Origin of the sequence: Neisseria sp. 27098_8_139, assembly GCF_041433195.1 — a bacterium.
GTDB classification, from domain to species: domain Bacteria; phylum Pseudomonadota; class Gammaproteobacteria; order Burkholderiales; family Neisseriaceae; genus Neisseria; species Neisseria subflava.
On record NZ_JAPWBA010000010.1, the window covers coordinates 23444 to 39952 of the forward strand.

Below are 16509 nucleotides of genomic sequence, written 5' to 3' on the forward strand. Positions count from 1 at the left end.
CCGGCAGGCTGTGTGTATAGCCGGAAAGTTATGCACAGAGCCAAACCAAATGTCAAAATTATCCACATCTGCCAACAAGACAAACAGCGGTTTATCCGCATCCAAAATTAGCATTCAACTTATTGAACTAAAAAAGGAATAAAAGTTATACACAAACAAATGCGCGACTCAATATAATCATCTATTTATTATTTAAAATCTTATTTATAGTTTGTTTTCCCATCGCGCAGCCAAAGCCTGCAACGTAAAGGTATCTTTTCAAAAAATTAGATAGTTAAGGATTGTTAAACCTCTGTAAATCAGATAGAGTTACGGCTGATAAATTAAATTAATAATGGAGCTTCCATCAATGAAAGGCGATATCGGCGTCATCGGCTTGGCTGTTATGGGTCAAAACTTGATTTTGAATATGAACGATCGCGGTTTCAAAGTCGTGGCGTACAACCGGACCACCGCTAAAGTAGACGATTTTCTCAACGGCGCAGCCAAAGGCACCAACATTATCGGTGCCTATTCATTGCAAGATTTAGTGGATAAATTGGAAAAACCGCGCAAAATCATGATGATGGTACGCGCAGGTTCTGTCGTTGACGACTTTATCGAGCAACTTGTCCCACTTTTGGAACAAGGCGACATTATTATTGACGGCGGCAACGCCAACTATCCCGATTCCACCCGCCGCACCCACGAGCTGGCGGCAAAAGGCATCCGCTTTATCGGCGCGGGCGTTTCCGGCGGCGAAGAAGGCGCGCGTCACGGTCCGTCCATCATGCCCGGCGGCGACGAAGCCGCATGGCCCGCCGTCAAACCCATCTTCCAAGCCATTGCCGCCAAAACCCCGCAAGGCGAACCCTGCTGTGACTGGGTCGGCCGCGACGGCGCAGGCCATTTCGTCAAAATGGTGCACAACGGCATCGAATACGGCGATATGCAGTTGATTTGCGAAGCGTACCAATTCATGAAAGACGGTTTGGGCCTGTCTTATGATGAAATGCACCAAATCTTCAACGAGTGGAACAAAACCGAACTGGATTCTTATCTGGTTGAAATTACCGCCGCGATTTTGGGTTACAGAGATGAAAACGGCGAACCTTTGGTTGAAAAAATCCTCGATACCGCAGGTCAAAAAGGCACAGGCAAATGGACAGGCATCAATGCCCTCGATTTGGGTATCCCGTTGACGCTGATTTCCGAAGCCGTATTTGCCCGCTGCGTATCCGCGTTCAAAGACCAACGCGTTCAAACCGGCCGCTTGTTCGGCAAAACCGTTACCCCCGTTGACGGTGACAAAGCCGCATGGGTCGAAGCCCTGCGCCAAGCGCTGTTGGCATCCAAAATCATCTCCTACGCACAAGGCTTCATGCTCATCCGCGAAGCCAGCGAAAACAACGATTGGGCATTGAACTACGGCAACACTGCCCTCTTGTGGCGCGAAGGCTGCATCATCCGCAGCGCGTTCTTGGGCAACATCCGCGACGCATACGAAGCCAATCCTGATTTGGTCTTCTTGGGTTCCGATCCTTATTTCAAAGACGTGTTGGAAACCTGTCTGCCTGCATGGCGTAAAGTGGTGGCCAAAGCGATCGAGTGCGGTATTCCGATGCCTTGCATGGCTTCCGCCATTACCTTCCTTGACGGCTACACTTCCGAGCGTCTGCCGGCCAACCTGCTGCAAGCGCAACGCGACTACTTCGGCGCGCACACTTACGAGCGTACCGACAAACCGCGCGGCGAGTTCTTCCATACCAACTGGACAGGCAAAGGCGGCGATACCGCTTCAACCACATACGATATTTAATTTGCCTGAGCAAACAAAAGGCCGTCTGAGTATTTCAGACGGCCTTTTTATAGGGTTATCCACAACAAAGAATGAAACGATTTAACCTATTTGATAGATAACTTTATGAAATAAATAAGGATTAATAAAGGCCGTCTGAATATTTCAGACGGCCTTTAAAATTATTCACAACCTTATCAACAGGTTTTCCATAGATTAAACCAGATTTTGCGGATTACCGGCCACGAAGCGGTTGATGTTGTCCAAAAGGATGTCAAACAGACGGTTGGCGGCCTCTTGGCTTGCCCATGCAATGTGTGGCGTGACTATGAGGTTGGGCAGTCGGGCTTTCAGCAGAGGGTTGCCGTCGCGTGGCGGCTCTTGTGTCAACACGTCAAAACCTGCCCCGCCGATTTGGCCGTATTTCAACGCTGCAACCAAAGCGGCTTCATCAACCAAGCCGCCGCGTCCGCAGTTGATGAGGATGGCGCCGGGTTTCATTTGCTGCAATTCGGCTTCGCCTATCATGTTGGCCGTTTGCGGCGTGAGCGGGCAATTAAGCGACACGACATCGGCGGAGCGGATGGCTTCGTCAAAGGAAACATAGCCGTCGCGAACGCTTTGGGCATTTTTATGTTCGGCGAACACGACATTCATTTTGAAAGCCTGAGCATAAGTTGCCAGCGTTTTACCGATATTGCCGCGACCGAAAATCGCCAGCGTTTTACCGTTTAAATCGCGCATCGGTGCGCCGAGGTGGCAGAAAAACGGCGAGTTTTCCCACAAGCCTGCCGCAACGTCGCGCTGGTAGGCAGGCAGGTTGCGCATCAGGGTAATCATCATCATAAACGCGTGTTCTGCCACGGATTCATTGCCGTAAGCGCGGATATTGCATACTGCCGTGCCGTTTTGTTTGGCAGCTTCAACGTCCACATTGTTGACGCCTGTCGCGGTAACGGCAACCAGCTTGAGTTGTGGATTTTCGGCAAATGCTTGGGCGGAAATCACGACTTTGTTGGTAATCACAATGTCCGCGCCGCGGATGCGCTCCAGCGTTTCGTGCGCTTCGGTTGTGCCGTAGCTACTCAATGTATGTGGAAAATCAAAATCAAATGGGCGGTTGACGAGGGTATCGCGGTCGAGGACGACAATATGGAGCGGGTTCATAAAATTCCTATCAGAAATAAAATATCGATTTATAAAATCTAAATCAAGATAAAGGATTTAAAATATACGTATTAGTTGATAATCATTATTATGTAGCTATTAAAACATCAATGTATCAGGAAAACAGCATGATTAAAACCATTACATTTGCTATTTTGCATTTCAGCGTCGCATTTAGTGTCGCCTATATTTTGACCGGCAGTATCGGCGTTTCCAGCGCGGTCGCTTTGATCGAACCCATCGTCAATACCGTCGTCTTTTATTTTCATGAAAAAGCGTGGAACCGCTACGAGAAAAACAAATCCGAAAAGCAAAAATTGTGGGTGCCTCTGCATCAGTGCGGCTAAAGCTTCAGACGGCCTTTTGCTTGATTAAAACCGATTATGCTTTTGCGGCTCGTCCATCGCCATCAAAATGCCAAACCCTAAAATAGAGTAAGACTTTACGAAGGCTTCATGAAGGTAAAAATGCTAAAATACGCTATTCTTGCAAACCCATTCAGACGGCCTCAATGCTCACCGATTTAGAAAAAAACGCCATCCGCGACCATTACCAAAACATCGGCAAAAACCTGCCCGGTTTCCGTCCGCGCGCTTCGCAGCGGGAAATGATTGCGGCTATTGCCAACGCTTTTTCGCGGACGTTGACGCGTGAAGAAGGCGAAGAAGCGCCTAAACGCGAGGGAGAGAGCATTGCCGTGATCGAAGGACCGACCGGCGTGGGTAAATCGTTGGCCTATCTTTTGGCCGGAGGCATCATGGCGCAAACGCGCGGCAAACGGCTGATTGTCAGCAGCGCGACGGTGGCTTTGCAGGAGCAGTTGGTTGACCGCGATTTGCCGTTTCTGGTCGAAAAAAGCGGTTTGGAGCTGACCTTTGCGCTTGCCAAAGGGCGCGGCCGTTATCTTTGCCCCTACAAACTCTATCAACTGACTCAAAACAACGCCCAGCAAAACCTGCTTGGTTTTGAAGCGCCGGAAGTGTTGTGGGACAGCAAACCCAAGCCGGAAGAATTGAACCTGCTGCGCGACATTGCCGATGAATTTTCCGCCCGCCGCTTTAATGGCGACCGCGACGCTTGGCCGGAAAAAATCGATGATACGATTTGGCTCAAAGTTACCAACGACCGCCACGGCTGCCTGAAAGCCGCCTGTCCCAACCGTGCGGAATGTCCGTTTTACCTGGCACGTGATGTCTTGGAAACTGTCGATGTCGTCGTTGCCAACCACGATCTTCTGCTTGCCGACATCAGCATGGGTGGCGGCGTGATTCTGCCTGCGCCCGAAAACAGTTTCTATTGCATAGACGAAGCGCACCACCTGCCCAAAAAAGCCCTCAGCCGCTTTGCCGCCGAACATTCATGGAATATTGCCGTTTGGACGCTGGAAAAACTGCCGCAGCTGACCGGCAAAATTGCCGCGCTTACCGATAAAGCCGAACTTGCCAACCTTGCCGACGAAGCTGCCACATCTTTGCTCGACAGTTTGCACGAATGGCAGTTCCATTTGGCGGAAGAGCCGTCTTTAAGTCTGGGGTCGTCTGAAAATGACAGGCGGAAACACAACGAACCGACTTGGTTGTGGGAAGACGGCAAAATCCCTGAAGGCCTGGAAACCACAGTTTCCAATACGGCCATTGCCGCGCGCAGCCTGCTCAAACATGTTGTCGGCTTGAACGATGCGCTTTCCGCCGCGCGCCGCGAAAAAGAGCAGGACGGTGCACTCCTCGACCGCCTGACCAGCGAGTTCGGCCTTTTTATCGCCCGTATCGAACAAATCAGTGCGGTTTGGGATTTGCTTTCCACCGTTCCCATTGAGGGCGAAGAGCCGTTGGCGAAATGGATAACCCGCCGTGCCGACGACAAAAACGACTACATTTTTAACGCCAGCCCCATCAGCAGCGCATCCCATCTTGCCAACAGCCTGTGGCGGCGCGCGGCAGGCGCGGTGTTGACTTCGGCCACCCTGCAATCGCTCGGTAGCTTCAACCTGATTTTGCGCCAAACCGGCCTATTATGGTTGCCCGAAACCACCACGCTTGCTTTGGAAAGCCCATTTAATTTCGATACGCAAGGCGAGCTGTATATTCCGCCGGTTCATGCCAGCCCCAAAGACCCTGATGCGCATACGGCCGCCATTGTCGAATGGTTGCCGAAGTTGGTTTCACCGGTTGAAGCCATCGGCACGCTGGTGCTGTTTTCCTCGCGTAAACAAATGCAGGATGTCGCCTTGCGCCTGCCTGACGAATACTTGCCGCTTCTGCTTGTGCAGGGCGAGTTGCCCAAGGCTGTTCTTTTACAAAGACACCATCAAGCCATTGCCGAAGGCAAAGCCAGCATTATTTTCGGCCTCGACAGTTTTGCCGAAGGCCTCGACCTGCCCGGTACGGCCTGCGTGCAAGTCATTATTGCCAAGCTGCCGTTTGCCATGCCGGACAATCCTATCGAGAAAACCCAAAACCGTTGGATTGAACAACGTGGCGGCAATCCTTTTATCGAAATCACCGTTCCCGAAGCCAGCATCAAACTGATCCAAGCCGTTGGTCGCCTTATCCGTACCGAACAGGATTACGGCCGCGTCACCATCCTCGACAACCGCGTCAAAACGCAACGCTACGGCCAACAATTATTGGCCTGTCTGCCGCCGTTTAAACGGATAGGGTAGTTGTGGATTGTTCAAAAGGTAAAGGCCGTCTGGAACCAAATGTTCAGACGGCCTTTTATTCATTTCAAGCTATAAATCCAATTTCATGACGGATACGGTTTCCCCGTTGTGCCAAGTCTGCGTGATTTCCTTCCAGCCGAACTTTTCATACACGGCCTGCACATCCGGCGTATAGAGAAACAGATACGGAAAACCCAGTTCGCGTGCTTTATCCAGACAAAACGAAACCAGCTGCCTGCCTACGCCCAAACCGCGAAACTGCTGCAAAACGAACACATCGCCCAGCCAATATTCGTATTCGGGAAAACACGCCATATCAAACCGCTTTAATGCCGCCGAACCCATCAGCCGCCCTTCGTTATCCACAGCCGCAAACGCCAGCGGCAAATTATCCCCATCGAGGCACTGCGCGTAATACGCACGGATTTTGTCTAGAGACGACCACGGCGCAAAATCGTGCCATTCCTCAAACAGCGCGAGGGCTAAAGGCTCGACAAATTCAGGCTTCAGACGGCATATGTTCATATCAGATCCTCTTGTTGTACCGCATAGGGATAGTTTTCACAGTATAGGCCGTCTGAAAGGTTAACACATCTTAAAAAATCAGCGTAAAACACGATAAACCCGCCGCCAGCCCCATTCAAATCACTTATAATTCTGCCCATACCGCACACAAACAAAAGAAGCACACCATGGCCAAGAAATTTCCCATTTTCCCGAAAAATCCCGAGCGTATCTGCTGGGGTTGCGACAAATACTGCAAAGAAGACGATTTGCAATGCGGCAACGGTTGCGAACGCATCCAACACCCCATCGAGTTGGACGGTCGCGACTGGTATAAAAAAGGCGACTGGAGCAATTTGTTGAGCGAAGAGCAGCAAATCGAACTTGGACTGAAAGAAGCGCCCAAGCCGGCCAAACCGCATATCAAACTGCCTTTGAAAAACAAAACGGCTTAAACGGCATACTGTAAACAAATGAAATAAAAAGGCCGTCTGAAACCTGAAAAAACAGGGTTTCAGACGGCCTTTGCGTTGTCGGATTATGCCTTCACATAATGCACAAACGCGTATTCGATACCTTTGGCGGAAACATGGTTTTCCCGAGAGGCTTCTTGCCATGTTTCTGTGGAAAACTCAGGAAAAAACGCATCGCCGTCCACATCCAAACCGACTTCGGTCAAACGCAAATCCGTGGCAATCGGCAGGGCTTGTGCATAAATTTGCGCGCCGCCCATGATGATGATTTCTTCAACTCCCTGACACAAAGCCAGCGCATCTTCCAAAGAGGCCGCCGTTTGCGCGCCTTCGGCCTGATAATCTTGGCGGGTGATGACGATGTTTTGACGGCCGGGCAGCGGTTTGCGCGGCAGCGACTCCCATGTTTTGCGGCCCATAATGACGGGTTTGCCGGTAGTGTAGGATTTGAAAAAGGCAAAATCCTCGGGCAAATGCCAAGGCATGGTGTTGTTGATGCCGATACAGCGGCGGGTGGCGTAGGCGGCGATAAGGGTGATTTTCGGCATGATGAAGTCCGTTTGCAAAATAAAATGATTATAGCGGAAGGGATTCTGTATTAACGGAATATCCGTTGTTTTAAAAATGTTTCAATATTTATAAAATCAATATTCAAAATGCTTAATTTTGACAAAAATCATTTATTGTTTATTTTTTTAGGTATATGATAAATATCATACCAAATAAAAAGGAAAGGAAAAAATGATGAGAACCCTCCGCATTTCTGCTTTGACTGTTTCCCTGTCTTTGATGTTGGCTGCCTGCGGTGGCGCAACAAGCGGCTTGTCGAATGCCGTGACCGAACCGCTCAATCCGCATCCGAAAGGCGTGTTGTCCATTGAATTGAACGAATCTGTCCCTGAAAACGGTACGTTGGAGCTGACGGCCAACGGTAAAACGCAAACCCTGCAAAAAGGCGGTAAACTCGATACCGGCTTTTTGAAAACCGATAAAGTATCTTCTTACGACTACGCTCAAAAAATTGAGGTAAACGGTCAAGTCATCACTTTGGAAACGGGCGATTTCCAAGTGTATAAACAAAATTATTCCACTGTTGCCGCGCGTTACGCCAAACAAAAAGCCGATGACGCGGGCAAACTGCAAAACCTCGATACATACACATTTACCGTCGGCGAAGTCCAAGGCGATGAAACTGCATATCGCAATTTGCCCAAACAAGGCAGCTATCAGTATTCGGGCATTGCGTTTAACGGCGACGACCGTAGCGGCCGTCTGAAATACACCGTTGATTTCGATAAAAAACAAGGTTACGGCAAAATCAGCAGCATGGCTTCCCACAATAATGTCGACCTGCTTGCCGCAGGTATTGCCAATAACAATGGCAAAGCCGCCATCAGCGGTAAAACCAGTTTGAACGGTGTCGAAAACGGCCGTTACGATTTGAAACTCTTCGGCCCGCAGGCTGAAGAAATTGCCGGTAAGGCGCAAATCAAAGTTGGCGACTCTACCAAAGAAATCGGTTTGGCCGGTAAGAAAGAATAGGAAACAAGGCCGTCTGAAAGGTTCAGACGGCCTTTTTGTAACAAAAAAAGCAACGGCTCAAACCGTTGCTTTTTTCATGCCAACCTAAATTACAGGCTGCCCAAGATAATGCGCAATACGCGGCGCAACGGCTCGGCAGCGCCCCACAAGAGTTGGTCGCCGACAGTGAACGCGCTGATGTATTCACCGCCCATCTCCAGTTTGCGGATACGGCCGACAGGAACAGACAGCGTGCCGGTAACTTTGGCCGGAGTCAGCTCGTGGATGCTGGCTTCTTTTTCGTTAGGGATGACTTTCACCCAGTCGTTTGCACCTGCCAAGATGGCTTCAATTTCAGAAACAGGCAGGTCTTTTTTCAGCTTCAGGGTGAGGGCTTGGCTGTGGCAGCGCATAGAGCCGATGCGCACGCACAAGCCGTCGATTACGGTCGGATTGTCGCTGCGGCCGAGGATTTTGTTGGTTTCTACGCCGCCCTTCCATTCTTCTTTAGACTGGCCGTTGCCCAAGTCCACGTCAATCCACGGAATCAGGCTGCCGGCGAGCGGTACGCCGAAGTTGGCTTTCGGATAGTCTTCGCTGCGCAGGAAATCGGACACTTTGCGGTCGATGTCGAGAATCGTGCTGGAAGGATCGGCAAGCTCGTCTGCCACTTTGGCGTGAATCGCACCCATGCCGCTGATGAGTTCGCGCATGTTTTTCGCGCCCGCGCCGGAAGCGGCTTGGTAGGTCATGCTGGTCGCCCATTCGACCAAATCGTTTTGGAACAGGCCGCCCAAAGCCATCAGCATCAGGGAAACGGTACAGTTGCCGCCGATGTAGTTTTTCACGCCGTTTTTGAGGCCGTTGTCGATGACGTTGCGGTTGACAGGATCGAGGACGATAATCGCGTCGTCTTTCATGCGCAGGGAAGAAGCCGCGTCAACCCAATAGCCGTTCCAGCCGCTGTCGCGCAGGGGTTGGAAGACGGATTTGGTGTAATCGCCACCCTGACAGGTAACGATGATGTCCATTTTTGCCAATTCGGCAACATCGTTGGCATCCAACAATGTTTTGGCTGCCTGACCGAAATCAGGGGCAGCGCCGCCGACGTTGGAAGTGGTAAAGAAAAACGCTTCGGGAATGTGGGCGAAGTCGTTTTCTTCTTTCATACGCTGCATTAAAACAGAGCCGACCATACCGCGCCAGCCGACGAAACCTACTTTCATGTGTTGCTCCTTGAGGAAAATCGTTAACAAAATTATGTATTGCGTAAAGGAAGTGTTTTAACGCCGTCTTAAGAAAATGTAAAGTTCTTTATCGGGATTTCTTTAAATATTGGCGTTTTTGGTGTAAGGACGGTAGAATCGGGGTCAGTTAAGAACAATTATCAGGAAGAAACATGGAAGAAAGAAATAACTATATCGGTGCGGCCGGTGTCGGCAGGTCTGACATTCAGGAAATCGAGGTAACGGTTGCCGGTGCCGGAGACAGGATACTTGCGGCCCTGTTGAACCAATTGTTTACCTTTTTAGTTTTGTTGGTGCCGTTTGTCGGACTGATTATCTTCGCCGTCAAGCATGAAGGCAGAATCGGCGACAGTGAGGAAATATTCGGACTGTTGGCAGGTATGGCATCGTTTTGGATCGGGTTGGTCGCCATTTTGGTTTATAGCGTCGTCCAAATCTACTATATGAGCAGGGATGGGCAGTCATTAGGTAAGAAAATTATGAAAATCAGGGTGTTGAAAACTGACGGACGTAATCCCGGTTTTGTCGGTACGGTTTTGGTACGCGAAATCGCATGGTCGGTTTTGGTTGCCATTATTGCCGCCATTATCGGTCTTATAGCAGGTGAAAACGGAGAAAGCGCCATCAACCTGCTGGCATTTCTTGCCAACTTTGTCCTGCTCTTTATGGTCAAACGCGACCGCCGCACGCTCTACGATATACTGGCCGATACGGTTGTCGTCAAATTGCCGCCGCGCCGATAAATCGCTTTTTTGTGTTAAAATCAGCACTTTCCAACATAGGCCGTCTGAAAAATAGCTTTCAGACGGCCTTTCGACACGCTATTGATTCCATGAAAAAACACCTGTACCGCATTACGCTCGTCAGCATTGCCGCAGCCATTCTTGCCGCCTGTCCGAGCAAAAGCATTAAAAATCTTCCCGAAACCGACACCAGCGTTATAAAGGGCCCTGACCGCCCCACTGGTACGCCTGACCCCATCGGTACGACTGTAAGCGGGGGAGGAGCAAACTACACCGTTGTTTCCTACAACGAACTGCCGCACTGGAGCACCCAACACTTCGCCAAAAGCCTGGAATCTTTCCGCTTAGGCTGTGAAAAACTCAAAAACCGCCAAGGCTGGCAGGACGTTTGTATCCAAGCCATGCAAACGCCGGTGCACCATTTCCAAGCCAAGCACTTTTTCGAGCGCTATTTCACCGCATGGCGCGTCGATAACGGCGGTAATCCTGCCGGCACCATTACCGGCTATTACGAACCGGTCCTGCACGGCGACGACAAGTCCACAAGCCAATCCCGTTTCCCTATTTACGGCATTCCGAACGATTTTGTTTCTGTTCCGCTGGCTGCAAACTTGAGAGGCAGCAAAGCCACCGTCCGCATCCGCCAAACCGGCCAAAACAGCGGCGTCATCGACAATAGCGGCATATACACGGCCGATTTGTCCAGATTCCCGATTACAGCACGCAGCACTGCGCTGAAAGGCCGTTTTGAAGGCAGCCGTTTCGTTCCTTACTACACCCGCAGCCAAATCAACGGCGGCGCGCTTAACGGTAAAGCGCCGATTTTGGGTTACGCAGATGATCCGGTCGAACTTTTCTTTATGCACATTCAAGGTTCAGGCCGTCTGAAAACGCCGTCAGGCAAATACATCCGCGTTGGATTTGCCGATAAAAACGAACATCCGTATGTTTCCATCGGCCGCTATATGGCGGACAAAGGCTATCTGCCGTTGGGTCAGACCAGCATGCAGGGCATCAAGGCCTATATGAAGCAAAACCCCGGCCGCCTTGCCGAAGTTTTGGGACAAAACCCAAGCTACGTCTTCTTCCGCGAGCTGACCGGCAGCAGTGATTCCGGCCCGGTGGGCGCATTGGGTACGCCATTGATGGGCGAATACGCCGGTGCCATCGACCGTCACTACATCACGCTTGGCGCACCATTATTTGTCGCCACTGCCCACCCGACCACTAAAAAAGCCCTCAACCGCCTGATTATGGCGCAAGATACCGGCAGCGCGATTAAAGGCGCGGTCCGTGTGGATTATTTCTGGGGATATGGCGACGAAGCAGGCGAAGTGGCCGGCAAAATGAAAACCACCGGCTATGTATGGCAGCTCCTGCCCAACGGCATGAAACCGGAATACCGTCCATAAACAGCGATTTAAAAAAGGCCGTCTGAAACCAAGAAAGATTCAGGTTTCAGACGGCCTTTTTATTTCTATAAAAATGCGGCAGGTTTTTAAAACCTGCCGCGGTATGGGGACATACAGCTCGGACGGTAAGCCGGGTTCTGTCGCGGACAGTCATTCCTCTAGGCACATCATTGCTGGTGTGCTCAAGCAACCTACCCGAACGCTCGGCGAGCAGCGTCATCGCGTTCTGTTTGGTCTTGCTCCGAATGGGGTTTAGCCTGCTGCGCTTTGTTACCAAATGCACGGTGCGCTCTTACCGCACCTTTTCACCCTTACCTGTTTTGCCCGAAGGCAATCATCGGCGGTATTGCTTTCTGTTCCACTTTCCGTCGCGTTGCCGCGCCCGGCCGTTAGCCGGCATTCTGCTCTATGGAGCCCGGACTTTCCTCCCCGTATGCCTTACGCGATACGCGGCGACTGTCTGTCCGACCTGTATGAGTCGCGGATTATAGCACAGTCGCTATAAGGTTCAGACGGCCTAAATATTTATTTTTTCTTTTTAAATGCTATTTCGGTTAAACCCAATTCCTGTGCTTTTTTGCGGACTGCGGATTCGGGCATTTCGCGTGCCAGGCGGCTGGTGCAGTATTCGGTCATGGTGGTGGCGCAGGCTTTGAAGTTGCCGGTAAAGTCGCTGGCGGCACTCAAAAATGGGATGAGGCGGCCGGCCATGATTTCTTCGGCCGGTGCGTCTGTTTGGGCGGATACGCGCCCGGACTCGACCGCCGAGAAAATTTGTTCTGTAAAGCGTCGGGCGAAGTTTTCTTCTGTTTGGCAGTCTTGAAATGCAGTGTTTTCATGTTGGCAGACGAGGGTAACTTCGCCTTCCGCTTCTTGCAGCGGTTCGGCCAAATCGAGTTTGAGGGTTTGCTTGTCGGTTTGCAGCCAGGCGGTTCGGCCTTGGGCTTTGATGATTTTGCCGTAAACACCGATGGCATCGTTTTTGGGGATGTTTTTCTGTTCGGCAAGTTGTTGGGCCGAGAATAAGGGGGCTTGTTCGGCAAATGCGCCGCCGGTTTCGTGTTTGAAGTAGGCGGCGAGGTCTTGTTTGATGAGGGCTTGGGTCAGCAGTTTTTCGCCTTCGGTCAGGCGGTGTGCGAAGCCGTATGTTTTTGGGGAGGATGCGGCATCTGTGGTCTTGGTGTCCGGTGTGCAGGCACTTAGGAGTAAAAGCAGGGGAAGGATGTATTTCATGGTCGGTCTCTCAACAGGCTGTCTGAACATATGGTTTCAAACGGTCAGCGTTGTTTATCGATAATGATAAACCCGGCGCGGATAGACGGGATAGGCCGGGTAATTACGGACGGGTTCGCTGTCTTGATAGATGACGGTCGTCCCGGGCGGGGCGTTGATGGTTACGGTTTTGTTGATGGTGGTTTGCGAGTGGACGGGCAGGTCCAAGACGGCGGTGCGCCCATACGGAGTCTCGGTATAGACGCACGCGCTCAGTAAGAGGGTGATGCTCAGGGCCAATGCCTTCATGTTTCAGACGGCCTTATTTAAGCAGGTTTTTCAAGGCCAGCCGCACGCCTTCGCCGACTTCCGTGCCTTTAGGAATGCCTTTGGTGGCGGCTTTGGCTTCGCGTTCGTTGTAGCCGAGGGCAAGCAGGGTGTTGATGATATCTTGGCTTTCGTCGGCAACGGCAACAGGGGCAAACAGGCCGTCTGAAACGGTATGGGATACAAGTTTGCCGCGCAGTTCCAACACCATGCGCTCGGCGGTTTTCTTGCCGATGCCGGGGGCGGAAGATAGGCGTTTGACATCTTCCTCGGCGATGGCTTGCGCCAGTTCGTCGGCATTCATGGCCGACAAAATGCCCAATGCGGTTTTGGCACCAATGCCGCTGACTTTGACCAGTTGGCGGAAGGTGGCGCGTTCCTCGGCTGAGGCGAAACCAAACAGCAAATGCGCGTCTTCGCGGACGACCAGCTGGGTGTAGAGATGGACGGCTTCGCCAACGGAGGGCAGGTTGTAGAAAGTCTGCATGGAAACGTCGGCTTCATAACCGACGCCGTTGACGTCGATAACGACCTGCGGCGGATTTTTCTCAATCAATTTGCCTGTAAGCCTGCTGATCATGGTGTTCCCCTGTGATTAAAAAAGGCCGTCTGAAACCTTGCAATCGGGTTTCAGACGGCCTTGTATTGTATCAAACTTCAGCGGTAACGCGGACGAAATCAGATGGCGGATGCCAGGTTCAGATGACGGGCGCGTTCGCCTGCTTCGGCGGCACGTTCTTGGCTGCTGAACGGACCCATTTTGACAACGTATTCGTAGTTGCGTTTTTCAAGCATGATTTTGCTGTCGGATGGTAGGTTTTGTGCGGTTTGGTTCAAATAAGCCTGCGCTTCGCGTTGGGTACCGAAGGATTTCAAATCAACAAAAAATTCTTTGTTGTTTGGGGAAATAATGGTTTGAGCGGCGGTTTGGCCGGGGATGATTTGTTCAACTTTGACGTTGGCCGAGCCTTGGTTGATGAAACCTAATTGTTGGGCGGCGGCTTTGGAAACATCGATGACGCGGTTGCCGTGGAAAGGGCCGCGGTCGTTGACGCGGACGATGACGCTTTTGCCGTTTTGCATATTGGTCACGCGTGCGTAGCTGGGAATAGGGAGGGTTTTGTGGGCGGCGGAGAGGGCGTTCATATTGTAACGCTCGCCGCTGGAAGTTTTACGGCCGTGGAATTGGTTGCCGTACCATGAGGCTTTGCCGGTTTGGCTGAAAGAGGAAACTTTGGTCAGCGGCGTGTAGAGTTTGCCGGCAACTTTGTAACTGCGGTTGGCAGAAGGATGCAGTTTTTCGACTCGGACCACGCTGTCGGCAACGGCGGCATTGATAGAAAGGACGCCGATGGTGGCGGCGGCTAAGGAAAGGAGGGTTTTTTTAGTAAAAGTCAAAACGGGTTCCGTTCTTGAGTTGATAACGCAGCGGTTTCAGACGGCCTGTTATACGCCGCCGGCAAAACCGTTTTGTCGCCATGCTTCAAACAGAATAACGGCGACGGTATTGGAAAGATTCATGCTCCTGCTGTCGGGCATCATCGGCAGGCGGATTTTTTGTCCGGCAGGCAGGCTGTCGAAAACTTCGGCAGGCAGGCCGCGTGTTTCGGGACCAAACAGCAACACGTCGCCTTCGCGGAAGGAAACTTCGTCGGGGCGGGTAGAGCCTTTGGTGGTCAGCGCGAAAATGCGGCGGCCTTCGAGGGCCTTGAGGCAGTCTTCGAAATTCTCATGTACCGTCAGTTTGGCAAACTCGTGATAATCCAAACCCGCGCGTTTCATTTTGGACGAATCCAGAGGGAAACCAAGCGGCTTGACCAAGTGCAAATCGGCACCGGTATTGGCGCACAGGCGGATGATATTGCCCGTATTGGGCGGGATTTCGGGTTGGTACAAAACTATGGTAAACATATAAATCAATCACTTATAGAGTGGCATAATGCCGAAATGTTCCATGGGTGTCAAAAAGTTTAAGCTATTTTTTCATTGGCGGCCGTGCCAAGCTCCAGCAAAAAATCTTACCTGTGCCTGATTTTTTCAGCGTTTTCGCCAATTCGTTTAAAGTCGAGCCGGTGGTGAAGACATCGTCAATTAACAGAATATTACACGCCTTCGGCAATTCGGCTTTGATTTTAAATGCATTCTTGATATTTAGCAGACGTTCATCGCTTTTCAGCGTACTTTGCGGCTCGCCATGCCGTCTGAAAACCGCGTGGCGCGGCAGCAGCGTCCAGCCGTAGCGTTTTGCCAAAATATCCGTCAACGCCTCGCTTTGGTTGAATCCGCGCTTGAGCCGCCGCTCTTTGCTCAAAGGCATGGGCAGGACAAAATCAAAGTGTTCCGTCGTTAGCCAGTCCGGTGCGTTTTGGCACATTAAATCCGCCAACGGACGGCTCATGCCCAAATCGGCCAAGTGTTTCAGCTCGCGTATCATGCTGCTGACGGGCGGTTCGTAATATAGCGAGGCCCACATTCTATCAAATGCGGGCGGATTTTTCTGACAACTGCCGCACACTGCCCCACCCGCGACATGGTGGAAACACAAAGGGCAGCTTTGTGCCGCATCGATAAAATATTCCGTTAAATCGTTTGTGCAGCCTCGGCAAAGGCCGTCTGAAACGGAATCGTGGCATAATACGCAACGTCGCGCATTGAGCTGTTTCAAACTGCGCCACCAAGAAAGAACATTCATGCCACACTCCGCCAAAAAAGTTTATCTGATACACGGTTGGGCGGCGAACCGCCATGTATTCGACGATTTGATACCGCGCCTGCCTGCCGATTGGGACGTCCGCGCGCTGGATTTGCCCGGACACGGCGATGCGCCTTTTGCCGAACCGTTTGATATTGCCGCCGTTGCCGAAGCCTTCGCCGGACAAATCGACACGCCGGCACACATTCTCGGCTGGTCGCTGGGCGGATTGGTTGCCCTGTATCTGACCGCGCTTTATCCCGACAAAATCCAATCGCTCTGCCTGACGGCAAGTTTTGCCCGATTGACTGCCGATACGGATTATCCCGAAGGCTTGGCGCAACCTGCCTTGGGCAAGATGGTCGGCGCATTCCAGCAGGATTATGCCAAACATATTAAACAGTTTCTACAACTGCAACTGCTGCACACGCCGCATTCAGGCGAAATCTTAAACCGGGTGTTGCCCGATTTGGCACGCTGCGGCACGCCTTCCGCCTTACAGGCCGCGCTTGAAGCGGTCAACCATGCCGATGCGCGTCCGCTGTTGCCGCTGATTCAAACGCCGTCATTGCTGGTGTTTGGACAGAAAGACGCCATTACGCCGCCGCGCATGGGCGAATATTTACACCGCCATTTGAGCGACAGCGAGCTGGTCCTGATCGACAAAGCCGCACACGCGCCCTTTTTAAGCCATGCCGACGAATTTGCCGAAACCTACCGCAATTTTGTCGAAAAGGCCGTCTGAAACAGCCTTAAACCATAAAAACATTGT

General features: G+C 51.5%; 18 protein-coding genes and 1 other RNA gene. 8 read left to right on the forward strand and 11 right to left on the reverse strand.

Annotation, left to right across the window (positions count from 1 at the left end):
* Positions 1 to 349: 349 nt before the first annotated feature.
* Complete coding sequence (gnd, locus tag O3660_RS08975; RefSeq protein WP_371464854.1) at positions 350 to 1798, forward strand: decarboxylating NADP(+)-dependent phosphogluconate dehydrogenase; 1449 nt, start codon at positions 350 to 352, stop codon at positions 1796 to 1798.
* 195 nt (positions 1799 to 1993) lie between these two features.
* On the opposite strand, the gene O3660_RS08980 is transcribed toward gnd, so the two are convergent.
* Positions 1994 to 2944, reverse strand: coding sequence for a D-2-hydroxyacid dehydrogenase (locus tag O3660_RS08980; protein ID WP_063076330.1), 951 nt, complete (start codon positions 2942 to 2944; stop codon positions 1994 to 1996).
* 128 nt (positions 2945 to 3072) lie between these two features.
* On the opposite strand from O3660_RS08980, the gene O3660_RS08985 reads away from it, so the two are divergent.
* Positions 3073 to 3291, forward strand: coding sequence for a DUF2061 domain-containing protein (locus tag O3660_RS08985; protein ID WP_371464856.1), 219 nt, complete (start codon positions 3073 to 3075; stop codon positions 3289 to 3291).
* 164 nt (positions 3292 to 3455) lie between these two features.
* On the forward strand, positions 3456 to 5606 hold the full coding sequence (gene dinG / locus O3660_RS08990; RefSeq protein WP_371464857.1) for an ATP-dependent DNA helicase DinG: 2151 nt from the start codon (positions 3456 to 3458) through the stop codon (positions 5604 to 5606).
* 69 nt (positions 5607 to 5675) lie between these two features.
* Here dinG and O3660_RS08995 read toward each other — a convergent pair whose 3' ends face one another.
* The gene (locus tag O3660_RS08995) at positions 5676 to 6131 is read right to left on the reverse strand and encodes a GNAT family N-acetyltransferase (RefSeq protein ID WP_371464858.1); all 456 of its coding nucleotides are present in this window, start codon (positions 6129 to 6131) and stop codon (positions 5676 to 5678) included.
* Between the two features lie 167 nt (positions 6132 to 6298).
* Between O3660_RS08995 and O3660_RS09000 the strand changes: the two genes are divergently transcribed.
* Entirely contained in the window at positions 6299 to 6565 is a 267-nt protein-coding gene (locus O3660_RS09000; protein ID WP_003686685.1) for a DUF3079 domain-containing protein, read from the forward strand.
* Between the two features lie 83 nt (positions 6566 to 6648).
* On the opposite strand, the gene O3660_RS09005 is transcribed toward O3660_RS09000, so the two are convergent.
* Positions 6649 to 7131: a dihydrofolate reductase gene (locus O3660_RS09005; RefSeq protein ID WP_154953776.1), complete on the reverse strand. Its 483-nt coding sequence runs from the start codon at positions 7129 to 7131 to the stop codon at positions 6649 to 6651.
* Between the two features lie 196 nt (positions 7132 to 7327).
* Here O3660_RS09005 and O3660_RS09010 point away from each other — a divergent pair, with 196 nt between their 5' ends.
* Entirely contained in the window at positions 7328 to 8125 is a 798-nt protein-coding gene (locus O3660_RS09010) for a factor H-binding protein (protein WP_371464878.1), read from the forward strand.
* Positions 8126 to 8214: 89 nt separating this feature from the next.
* On the opposite strand, the gene asd is transcribed toward O3660_RS09010, so the two are convergent.
* Complete coding sequence (gene asd, locus O3660_RS09015; protein WP_154953775.1) at positions 8215 to 9330, reverse strand: aspartate-semialdehyde dehydrogenase; 1116 nt, start codon at positions 9328 to 9330, stop codon at positions 8215 to 8217.
* Between the two features lie 173 nt (positions 9331 to 9503).
* On the opposite strand from asd, the gene O3660_RS09020 reads away from it, so the two are divergent.
* Positions 9504 to 10094 (forward strand): RDD family protein, encoded by a 591-nt coding sequence (locus tag O3660_RS09020; RefSeq protein WP_371464859.1) that lies wholly within the window; start codon positions 9504 to 9506, stop codon positions 10092 to 10094.
* A gap of 89 nt (positions 10095 to 10183) precedes the next feature.
* A complete protein-coding gene (locus tag O3660_RS09025) occupies positions 10184 to 11506 on the forward strand; it encodes a murein transglycosylase A (protein ID WP_371464861.1) in 1323 nt (440 codons plus the stop codon).
* 110 nt (positions 11507 to 11616) lie between these two features.
* On the opposite strand, the gene rnpB is transcribed toward O3660_RS09025, so the two are convergent.
* From rnpB to O3660_RS09060, 7 genes are all read right to left on the reverse strand, one after another.
* Positions 11617 to 11978, reverse strand: an RNA gene (gene rnpB / locus O3660_RS09030) — RNase P RNA component class A.
* Positions 11979 to 12031: 53 nt separating this feature from the next.
* The gene (locus O3660_RS09035; RefSeq protein ID WP_371464863.1) at positions 12032 to 12739 is read right to left on the reverse strand and encodes a hypothetical protein; all 708 of its coding nucleotides are present in this window, start codon (positions 12737 to 12739) and stop codon (positions 12032 to 12034) included.
* A 54-nt stretch (positions 12740 to 12793) separates the two neighbouring features.
* The gene (locus tag O3660_RS09040; RefSeq protein WP_371464864.1) at positions 12794 to 13027 is read right to left on the reverse strand and encodes a methionine-binding protein; all 234 of its coding nucleotides are present in this window, start codon (positions 13025 to 13027) and stop codon (positions 12794 to 12796) included.
* A 13-nt stretch (positions 13028 to 13040) separates the two neighbouring features.
* Entirely contained in the window at positions 13041 to 13625 is a 585-nt protein-coding gene (ruvA, locus tag O3660_RS09045) for a Holliday junction branch migration protein RuvA (protein ID WP_283121501.1), read from the reverse strand.
* Between the two features lie 98 nt (positions 13626 to 13723).
* On the reverse strand, positions 13724 to 14443 hold the full coding sequence (locus O3660_RS09050; RefSeq protein WP_371464865.1) for a septal ring lytic transglycosylase RlpA family protein: 720 nt from the start codon (positions 14441 to 14443) through the stop codon (positions 13724 to 13726).
* 48 nt (positions 14444 to 14491) lie between these two features.
* Positions 14492 to 14956, reverse strand: coding sequence for a tRNA (uridine(34)/cytosine(34)/5-carboxymethylaminomethyluridine(34)-2'-O)-methyltransferase TrmL (gene trmL / locus O3660_RS09055; RefSeq protein WP_371464866.1), 465 nt, complete (start codon positions 14954 to 14956; stop codon positions 14492 to 14494).
* A gap of 64 nt (positions 14957 to 15020) precedes the next feature.
* A complete protein-coding gene (locus tag O3660_RS09060; protein WP_371464867.1) occupies positions 15021 to 15737 on the reverse strand; it encodes a ComF family protein in 717 nt (238 codons plus the stop codon).
* Between O3660_RS09060 and bioH the strand changes: the two genes are divergently transcribed.
* Positions 15736 to 16482, forward strand: a complete 747-nt coding sequence (bioH, locus tag O3660_RS09065; RefSeq protein ID WP_254347320.1) for a pimeloyl-ACP methyl ester esterase BioH — start codon at positions 15736 to 15738, stop codon at positions 16480 to 16482. The genes O3660_RS09060 and bioH overlap by 2 nt on opposite strands.
* Positions 16483 to 16509: the final 27 nt, after the last annotated feature.